Origin of the sequence: Acinetobacter sp. Res13-Abat-PEC15-P4-01 (genome assembly GCF_015676285.1) — a bacterium.
GTDB lineage: Bacteria > Pseudomonadota > Gammaproteobacteria > Pseudomonadales > Moraxellaceae > Acinetobacter > Acinetobacter nematophilus.
The window spans coordinates 1-10,105 of record NZ_JADAIN010000035.1 but is presented as its reverse complement, the minus strand read 5'-3'; the positions used below and the strand labels follow the sequence as shown (position 1 = coordinate 10,105).

Here is a 10,105-nt window from a genome sequence, read left to right as displayed (position 1 = left end):
GCATCTGTACCTGCTGTCGGTGCATTGTTTACTGTTACACTTGAAAACGTTGGTGTTGCACTTGTAGCAACTGAATATGATATCGACCCATCAGCAGCTGTCGTAGGTGTAACGACAATATTGGAACCAGCTGTAACACTTCGTTGACTTGCTTTAATCGCATCATCAATTGTCGTTTTACCTGTTCCGCCGATATTTGTCGGAGCTGTGTAAGTGTTAGTAGTGGCATTATAAGCTGCGTTTCCACCTAGAACATTTTTTAGATTTGTATGTACATCATCGTATGCTTTATCTAACTGTGCGACTGTTACAGCATCTGAAGCTGCCGAACCATCCGCAACATTTTGAATACGGCGGTTTCCTGTTGCTGTACCATTACCAACAGATACAGCTCCAACAGTAGGAGCAGCTTGTGATGTTAAGAATCCTGTGCCAGTCACAGCAGAAGTAGTAGATCCACTTCCCAGGGCAACACTGTTATTAGTTGATGCCTTCGCACTTGCTCCAATAGCAATCGATTTACTACCAGATGCCTGAGTGTTCGTTACACCATCATATGTGGTTGTTGCTGATGCTGAATTAACAGCATCCGAGCTGCCAATTGCTATTGATTGATCTCCAGAAGCATTGGTTGAGTGCCCCATAGCAATCGAACCAACTCCTTTTGAAACTGAGGTAGTACCTATAGCTATTGAATAGTTATTCGTTGCGGCCGCTTGTCGTGATATTGCTAAACTGTTAAAACCACTTGATAAGGCTGCAGTACCTAAAGCAAAACTTCCCACGTTTGTTGCCTGAGCATATCCGCCTATAGCAACAGATAAACCGCCAGTAGCTTTAGAGTTTCCACCTATCGCTATTCCTGAAGATCCTCCAGCTCCAGAAGTACCGCCTTGTGCATTTTCACCAATAGCAATCGAACAAACACTTGGGTTTCCTGCATTATAATTGCCAGTGGCTCCAGATCCAGAGTTTTCAGGATTTTGATAATTATATAAATCTGCGCAATTCGTAGAAGCTGTAGCTGTTGTTCCTGTATTAGTCCCCCCCCCAACTTGGACAGTAGCTGCAATTAAAGAGACAGGTGTTGTCAATATCAAACTACCAACCATTACACAAGATGCTATAGACTTTGCTTTAGATTTCGATGTTGTAGATTTGGTTTTCCCTTTTGCCAATTCAGATACTGCAACCCATGCCAACAAAGTCGCATTCCAAATCACTTTGTAGATTTTATTCATATCACTTTTCCTTAGGAGATGCATTTTTAGCAGTAGGTTCTGCTTTAGCAATGCATATAAAATGTACAATTTTTTTTATTTAACAATTTACATACAATTAAAGCAATCAAAAAAATGAGATATATTTCACTTTTTTTAACTTTTAAACCAATTGGTTTAATTTTTTTAAAATTAAGCTATATTATTTTGCATTTTAAATATTTTACACTTAAAAAACATATAGTTATATTTATCTTCAGTATTATAAAGTTTTACTAAAATCACATTATTGTTAATGAATAATGTGACAAATTTTGTCACATTTGTTAAAAATAAGTGTGATGTAATTATCAAAATAATATTTTATTAAGTTTACATTCTTTCTACTTACAATTTTTCTAAATAGATTTTTATTTTTATTTTTCATTGCCCTGTGTTTTTTTGAATGATATTTATCGTTTTTATTTAGAAAAACTTCACAATATAAAATGATCATTATTTAAACAGGTAACAACTGTACATAGAACAGTGGTTCTAATTTTCATAAAATACAGCCCAAAAAAGTGACTTTAATCACATTAACAATATTGATCTATACGATGATTAAAATATCATTACGTTTATTCATTAAAAGAACAATCGCGGATTTATGGATGATCGATCCGTTAAAAATCATCAATAAATGGCTTTCTTGCAAAATGATATTTTGAATTTTCACATTTGCAGCAAATCAAATTTTCATTTGAAAATCCCACCGCAGAACCATGTTTGCTATAATTGGTTTTAAAATTTAATCTGAGCACAACCTTTGAAGATCATTTTTGCAGGCACACCCGAATTTGCAGCTTCAGCATTGGCAGCACTTATTCAAACTGACCACGAAATCGTCGCTGTGTATACTCAACCAGACCGTAAGTCAGGTCGTGGACAAAAATTGACAGCTTCAGCCGTGAAACAACTTGCACTAGAAAACAATTTACCTGTTTATCAGCCGCTTCATTTCAAATCCTCTACTGAAGAAGGTTTACTCGCCCAACAAGAACTTGCTGCATTGGGTGCAGATGTTATGGTCGTTGCAGCTTATGGTTTAATCTTGCCTCAAACTGTTTTAGATACGCCTAAATATGGCTGTTTAAATATTCATGGTTCATTATTGCCTCGTTGGCGTGGTGCTGCACCCATTCAGCGTGCAATCGCTACAGGGGATACTGAAACAGGCGTTACGATTATGAAAATGGCGGCGGGTTTAGATACAGGTGATATGCTGTATAAAACCCACTGCCCAATCACGGCAGAAGACACGTCGGCAAGTCTATATAATAAACTTGCCAGCCAAGGTGCAGAAGCAATCTGCACAGTGCTTGAATCAGAACAAAAATTACAACAATACTTAGACACCCGTGAAGTTCAAGATGAGCAGTTTACGGTATATGCCCATAAGCTTACAAAAACTGAAGCACAAATTGATTGGACTCAGTCCGCGATTGAAATTGACCGTAATATTCGCGCATTTAATCCTTGGCCTGTCGCATTTACCCCGATCGATGAAAACAATAACTTGCGTGTGTGGAACTCGCAACTGTCCAATGTCATTGGCAATGGAGAAGCGGTTGGAACTATTATCCAGATGGATAAACAAGGCGTACATGTTGTCTGTGGTGAAGGTGTCGTTTGTTTAACCAGCCTACAGTGGCCCGGTGGTAAGGCTGTTAACCCGATACAAATTATACAAGGTCATAAACTTTCAGTAGGACATCTATTCGCATGAGCAAAATTCAATCTACAGCAAAAAATTTGAATTTGCGTGCGCAAGTCATTAAAACCCTTGTTGCCGTGCAAAATGGTCAGTCTTTGGCTTCAGTATTGAATCAACATATCAATACTGTTTCTGAACGTGATCGTGCGTTGTATCATGAACTCACCTTGGGGTGTTTACGCCAATGGTTTTCATTAAAAGCGGTTACTTTACCCTTACTGACCAAACCATTAGACAATGAAGCGCTCGAAAGTTGCCTGTACCTCGGGTTGTATCAAATCTTATGTACACGTATCCCGGCACATGCAGCCATTTCGGAAACAGTCAATGCTGCTAAACAGCTAGGTTTTGAGCCGATGAGTGGATTGGTTAATGCTATTCTTCGTCGTGTTTCACGTGAAACATCTGAATTTCAAACTGCACTGAATCAAACGCATGGTTTACCAAGCTGGTTGTTTAAACGTCTTAAAAAAGATTGGCCGAGTCAACTGGATGAAATCTGTCAAAATTTAAAACAAGTTGCTCCACTCACCTTGCGTGTCAATGAGCGTCAAATCAGCCGTGATGAATATCTGGAAATCTTAGAGGAAGAACAGATTGATGCCCGACCTTGTGAACTTTCAGATGTCGGTATTGTTCTGGAACAAACTGGTAATATTACTCACTTACCTGGCTTTGAAGAAGGTGGGTTTTCTGTTCAAGATGAACATGCTCAACTCTGTGCAACCTTATTACCAAACTTAGATGACCAAGTTGTTATTGATGCTTGTGCAGCCCCTGGGGGTAAAGCCGCGCATATTTTAGAACGGTTTAATCCTCAAAAATTAATCGCGCTTGATCATGATGCGAAACGTCTATTACGTGTTTCAGAAAATTTGGAACGCCTTGAATTAAATGCTTATGCAGATGTAGACATCGTCACAGCAGATGCCACAACTTGGGTAAGCCCAGTGCCTGCGGACTGTATTGTCCTTGATGCACCTTGTTCTGCGATTGGTGTGATGCGTCGTCATCCAGATATCCGTTTATTGCGTCAATCAACGGATATTCAACAGACCGTAGATCTGCAAAAGCAAATTTTAAATCAAATGTGGCAACAGCTTAAGGTCGGTGGAACACTGCTTTACATTACCTGCTCTATTTTGAAAGCTGAAAATGAACAACAGATGATTGATTTTTTTGCTGAGCATGCAGATGCTAAAGAGATTAAGATTGAAGCTGATTGGGGAATTGAACAAATTCATGGTCGTCAATTGCTTCCAGAAACGAACCATGGCGATGGTTTTTATTACTGCCGAATCAAAAAAGTCGCTTAAAATGTTGAAATAAAAAAAGCAGGTCTAGTGCCTGCTTTTTGATGTTGAAATTTTAAAGTGTGTGATGATCTTTGACTTCTTCCAAAACGTCATCTAAGTCTTCTGGGTTTTTCATCAAATGCAGGATAGAGAGAACTAATCCTCCCCATAAAAACACCATTGAAATAATCATCATGATAATTGCCGATGTATTCATTTTGCCGCTCCTATCGATCTTTCATTTTGCTGAGGACTAAAGCCACCACAGCACAGAAAATGACACTGCCCCAACCAAACAACATCAACATACTTGTACTATACGTATCATAGCCATTCTTAATCAAACTAAAAATGGTCATACACAAGGTGACGAGTAAGATTAAAGAGGTGATGACGGTTAAAGTGAAATCCCAACCTTTACCGAGCTGAACAGTTGAAATACGGTTCACATGATCACGTAACTCAATCAATGCCGAACGTTTAAACCACGCCACTGCAATGATTGACAATAGTGCACCACCAATGATGCCAATATTATTGATAAAGTGGTCGACAATATCTACCAGCTTAATTGCATTCACACTCGAAAATAAGAAAATTGAAACGACAGCGCTACCACCACCAATAATTGTAACGGCCTTTTTACGTCCCCATTTTAACTTGTCCTGCATGGCTGCAATCGGCACTTCAAGGATACTCACCATTGAAGAAATCCCTGCCACAAACAAAGACGAGAAGAACAATAAGCCAAATAAATCAGCACCGGCACCCAGACTTGAAATGATTTTAGGGAAAGCAATAAATGCCAAACCAATACCACCACTCACTACTTGATCAACAGGCTTGCCTGCTGCAAATGCCATGAAACCAAGCGCAGCGAAAATACCAATCCCTGCCAAGATTTCGGTAGAAGCATTGGCAAAGCCAACAATTAGACCAGAACCTGTCAAATTGGTTTTCGGTTTAAGGTACGAAGCATAGGTTACCATGATTCCAAAACCGACCGAGAGTGAAAAGAATGTATGACCAAATGCCGCCAACCAAACTTTATAATCCCACATTGCAGACCAGTTTGGAGTAAAGAATGCATTTAGACCTTGTACCGCACCCGGCAAACGTAATGCCTGAATTACAAGAATAGTAAATAGAATAAACAGCAAGGGCATGAAAATTTTATTGGAGAATTCAACACCCTTTTTTACACCGCCAAAAAGAATGATCAGTGTCAGCGCCCAGATTCCCACGATAGGCCAAAATAGATGCCCCACAAACTGAAAATCAAAACTTGTTGCTTTTGATGTTTGTAAGTAGGTATTGAAGAAGAAGTTTTCAGGATCACTTCCCCATAGTTGACCAATCGAGAAGTACACATAACTGCCGGCCCATGTCAGTACACTGGCATAATATAAGCCAATAATGATACACACACAGACTTGCCACCAGCCTAAAGTTTCACCTCCTTTAAACAAAGCACGGTAAGCTTTAGGCGGTGAATTATTACTTTTATGTCCTGTCGCATAATCTAAAAATAACAACGGTAAACCAGCGGTAATCAATGCAATCAAATAAGGAATTAAAAACGCACCACCACCGTTTTCATAAGCGACGTAAGGAAAACGCCAAATATTTCCTAAACCAACAGCCGATCCAACAGCTGCAATAATAAAACCTGATCGTGATGTCCAGTTTTCACGAGATTCTGTCATAAAACACCTAATTCTGTAGATGTCCTCCAATGCTGCTATTTTTCATTGTCATCTGCGAGCAAAAGAAGTACCAATTTTAAAATTTTGTTGTTCGAATAAAACAGCACCTTTTGAGCACTTTGTTGTTATTCCAAACCAGTTGTTTTGCCAAATTTTCTTGGTTAAAGCCCTTTAACACAACAACTGTTTAATGCAACCACAATACCTGTTTTGCTTGGCTTTTTCTGTAATTTGTGAATATTTTGTTTAGTTTTACATACCGTTTATCACCCATGGCTATTTTTTTATCAGATTTCATAAATGATGGGCTGATTGCACAAAATTTTGTTATGTTTGCAGCGAAGGATCGTTTATCACCTCCGCCAATCAAAATTTATAAATTTAAACCTTACTCAGATATACCAAAACTTCTTTGTGAAAATGATCTACTATGGGCTTAGGTTTTTGGGTAAACGATAATGCCCAATGATTTTATAGCTAAATAAAATATCATTTTCACGTGTTCCATAGCCGATGTTATGAATCACCAAAGGTGTTTTGGATAGCATCGTTGTTTTATCTGAAATGATACCAATATGGGTTAACCCCTTGCCCAAATCCCAAGTAACTATATCTCCAGCCAGATATTTCTGATCACTCACTTGATAGCCCTGTCGCTGAAAATAAGTCATGATATTGGGTACACGCCGATGGTCAATATTTCTATCCGTGGTTTTTAGACCCCATTTTTGCGGATATTTTTTAAAATTGCTGCGCATATCTTCATGAATTTGTTTTTGCAGATCAATTCCTTGATGGCGTAAAGCGCGAATAACCACATCGGTACACACGCCTTTGACCAATGGCACATCACCCATTGGATATTTGAGTTGGGTATAACTTGGATCGTAATATAAGGTTTTCCAGATTTGCGAACGTGCATCATTCACCAGTTTTTCAGCCTGAAATGCCCAAGTTTGTAGACTCAGTAATGAAAGAAAAAACCATAAAATGAACTGATGGAAAACTTTTATTATCATTTTTAACTCTTTTAAAATTAACAAAACAAGGAGCCGAAGCCCCTTTTAATATGGCTTATTGTTTGATCACAAGCAACCGTTCTTCCTGCATATCACGAATTGCATATTGAATACCTTCACGCCCTAAACCTGAATCTTTAACACCGCCATACGGCATATTATCAACTCTAAACGTTGGTATATCATTGATGATCACTCCACCTACTTCCAAATGATCCCATGCGTAAAGCATTTTATTAAGATTTTGGGTATATACCCCTGCCTGTAAACCAAAACGGCTTTTATTGATCATCTCCACACCTTTCTCAAAATTTTTATATTTTTCTAAAATTGCCACAGGACCAAAAGCCTCATTTTGGTAAATCTCAAGTGAATCATCAACATTTTCAAGTAATGTGGGTTCGAATAAAACGCCTGTTAAGGTACCACCAAGTAAAATTTTTGCACCTTTTTTCTCCGCTTTATCAAGCCATTTCTTTAATCGAACTGCTTCTGATTCTTTAATCATTGGTCCAACTATGGTGCTTTCTAAACGTGGATCTGCTGCATGGATCTTTTTCAGTTTGGCTACGAATTTTTTCTTAAACTCTGTATAAATATCAGTATGAACAAGGATACGTTGCACACTGATACAGACTTGACCTGCATGGCTATATGCACCACTGATCACTCGATCAAACAGAGCATCATTTAGCTCTGTATCTGGCTCAATAAGAACAGCAGCATTTCCACCCAACTCTAAGGTGACTTTTTTACGACCTGCCCGCGCTTTCATATCCCAGCCCACTTGATCAGAACCAGTAAAGCTTAATAATTTGAAACGATCATCAGTCACCAATACATCGGCATGTTCCCGTGGACATGGCAAAACTGAAAATGCACCTTTGGGTAAATCCGTTTCTGCCAAAACTTCTGCAATCTTCAAGGCAGAAATTGGTGTCAAACTTGCAGGTTTAAGTACAAATGGACAACCTGCAGCAATCGCAGGAGCAATTTTATGTGCCGTTAAATTCAGCGGAAAATTAAAAGGGCTAATCAAAGATATTGCACCAATTGGAACATGTTGTACCATTCCACGATAATTAGATGCAGCAGGCGTTACAGCCAATGGTATTAAATGTCCATCACTGATACTTGATACAGCATCTGCCGCAATCTGAAAGGTATTTATCAATCTTTCAACTTCCGCTGCGGCAGCCTGCTTCGGCTTTCCACCTTCAATTATTAGAAGTTGCGTTAATTCCTCACGAAGTTGTTTAAATCGGCTGACACAATGTAGGAGAATTTTCTGCTTTTGAAAGGGCTTAAGTGCTGCCATTTCCTTCTCAGCTTTCACTGCAGCACTGATCGCTTTTTCTAAAATTTTTGTATCCGCCAAAGCAACTTTTGCATATGTTTTTCCAGAAAACTTGTCATTAACTTCAAGCCATTGCCCTGATTTAATCGCTTTATTGGCGACATAAAGCGGTAGTTCAATCACTGTATCATCAATAGTCTCACTCATGTTACATCCTCGATTTCATCTTTTTTAATAATGCAAAATTTGATAAACCCCTATATCATGCCCACAGTTTATGTTGTATTGAATCCTATTTAAGTAACAAAAATATCAGATGAAAAATTATTTCATCAAGAAGGAAATATGAAATCTATTCAATTGCCATTATTTATTGCAGCGCTGGGTCTAAGTTCATTGGCCCAAGCTGATTTTATCGGTTTAACAGGTGATGTAAGTTACTGGTCTTACGATGGAAAAATTGAAAACACCAAACCATTAAGCGGTAATAATGATATTGATCGGGATAATGGCATTCAAGCTTCAATCGCATTTGAACATCCTGTTCCACTTTTACCCAATGTAAAAATCAAATATACCAATTTAGACAGTACTACGAACAATAACAATGGCGCATTCAGTTCTGATAAAGTTGAATTCACTAATACTGACTATATTTTATATTATGAAATACTTGATAATATTGTGAGTGCAGATATAGGTTTTGGTCTTGCAAATATTGATAGCGATATTAAACAATATGATGCACTGCAATACGTGAACTATACTATGTCTGGTAATTTACCTATCGCCTATGCATCTATAGGTGGAAAACTGCCCTTTACAGGTTTAAGTACCAAAGGGGAAATGATCCTCGGGAGTAATGGGGATGCTAAATTAACGGACGTACAAGCAGAACTTCAATATAACTTTGTACAAAGTTTGCTTTTAGACGTAGGTGCTAAAGTAGGCTATCGCTATGTGAATATTGATGCTGATAAAGATGATATTAAGTACAAGTTAGATTTTAAAGGTCCATATATAGGCCTCAATGCACACTTTTAATGAACGAGAGCATAACTTTGAATGCTGACTATGTCGGCATTTTCTTACATAATCTGCCGAATTATGCGTATAGGCAGAACAGCTAAATTTTAATACTATAAACACATCAGGAAACAGGAAGTTTCCATTAAAAATAAGAATAAGATAGGACGATAACGCAGGATAGCGAAAGGTACGACAGGAGTTATACCTCAGAACCAATACAAAAAATCTCAGGCATGGATGTCTGAGGTTTTTTATTTTGAACAGACTAAAAGCAATTAAAGTAAAAACTTACCACTTCATAAAAGCCATTCCTTCAATAGCATCAATTTGAATGAGTTCAGTTTGTTTTTGAACCAGTTTAACTGCTTCATGCAAACTTATTGTTTTTGTATAAGATCCTTTTTGATCAGGTATAGGGATATCTGCGTCTAATGAATAGTCAGAGTTCACAATAAACTGCAAGGTTCGATCATTTTTATCAACGATCCCTAAAAAGTTTTCTGGCCGAATTAAAATCGATTGCATAAGTTCGATGATTTCATCTATAGATGCATATTGTGTTTGAGCAGGTAAAACCTCTTCACCGTCATAATCGGTAAAGAAAAATTGGAAAATCAACATATTATTAACTGTTTTTATCATAATAATTTTATTTTTAGCATAAAGAAACGGCTGGTTCAATCGCTCGACTCTTTCTATCTTCCTTATTTTTTCTTATTCTGCTTCTTGATCTTCCAATTTTTCTTGTTGTTTCATCTCATCTTTTTCTTTTCTTTCATTTGC

9 protein-coding genes are annotated in these 10,105 nt (G+C 37.8%); 3 read left to right on the top strand and 6 right to left on the bottom strand.

The window, feature by feature from the left end; all coding sequences use genetic code 11:
• Positions 1-1,241 (bottom strand): ESPR-type extended signal peptide-containing protein (locus IMO47_RS12735; protein ID WP_277922763.1); only part of this gene is annotated, 1,241 nt, incomplete at its 3' end.
• 787 nt (positions 1,242-2,028) lie between these two features.
• On the opposite strand from IMO47_RS12735, the gene fmt reads away from it, so the two are divergent.
• The gene (gene fmt / locus IMO47_RS12730; protein WP_196075418.1) at positions 2,029-2,988 is read left to right on the top strand and encodes a methionyl-tRNA formyltransferase; all 960 of its coding nucleotides are present in this window, start codon (positions 2,029-2,031) and stop codon (positions 2,986-2,988) included.
• Positions 2,985-4,292, top strand: a complete 1,308-nt coding sequence (gene rsmB, locus IMO47_RS12725; RefSeq protein WP_196075419.1) for a 16S rRNA (cytosine(967)-C(5))-methyltransferase RsmB — start codon at positions 2,985-2,987, stop codon at positions 4,290-4,292. Before fmt ends, rsmB begins: the two co-directional genes overlap by 4 nt.
• A 52-nt stretch (positions 4,293-4,344) precedes the next feature.
• Here rsmB and IMO47_RS12720 read toward each other — a convergent pair whose 3' ends face one another.
• From IMO47_RS12720 to IMO47_RS12705, 4 genes are all read right to left on the bottom strand, one after another.
• Positions 4,345-4,488, bottom strand: coding sequence for a methionine/alanine import family NSS transporter small subunit (locus IMO47_RS12720; protein ID WP_196075420.1), 144 nt, complete (start codon positions 4,486-4,488; stop codon positions 4,345-4,347).
• Between the two features lie 10 nt (positions 4,489-4,498).
• A complete protein-coding gene (locus IMO47_RS12715; protein WP_196075421.1) occupies positions 4,499-5,977 on the bottom strand; it encodes a sodium-dependent transporter in 1,479 nt (492 codons plus the stop codon).
• A 428-nt stretch (positions 5,978-6,405) separates the two neighbouring features.
• Positions 6,406-6,996: a DUF1287 domain-containing protein gene (locus IMO47_RS12710; RefSeq protein WP_196075422.1), complete on the bottom strand. Its 591-nt coding sequence runs from the start codon at positions 6,994-6,996 to the stop codon at positions 6,406-6,408.
• A 55-nt stretch (positions 6,997-7,051) separates the two neighbouring features.
• Positions 7,052-8,500, bottom strand: a complete 1,449-nt coding sequence (locus tag IMO47_RS12705) for an aldehyde dehydrogenase family protein (RefSeq protein WP_196075423.1) — start codon at positions 8,498-8,500, stop codon at positions 7,052-7,054.
• Between the two features lie 138 nt (positions 8,501-8,638).
• Here IMO47_RS12705 and IMO47_RS12700 point away from each other — a divergent pair, with 138 nt between their 5' ends.
• Positions 8,639-9,337, top strand: coding sequence for a TIGR04219 family outer membrane beta-barrel protein (locus IMO47_RS12700; protein WP_196075424.1), 699 nt, complete (start codon positions 8,639-8,641; stop codon positions 9,335-9,337).
• A 273-nt stretch (positions 9,338-9,610) separates the two neighbouring features.
• Here the strand turns inward: IMO47_RS12700 and IMO47_RS12695 are convergent, their stop codons facing one another.
• Positions 9,611-10,003, bottom strand: coding sequence for a hypothetical protein (locus tag IMO47_RS12695; protein WP_227552396.1), 393 nt, complete (start codon positions 10,001-10,003; stop codon positions 9,611-9,613).
• Between the last annotated feature and the right edge of the window lie 102 nt (positions 10,004-10,105).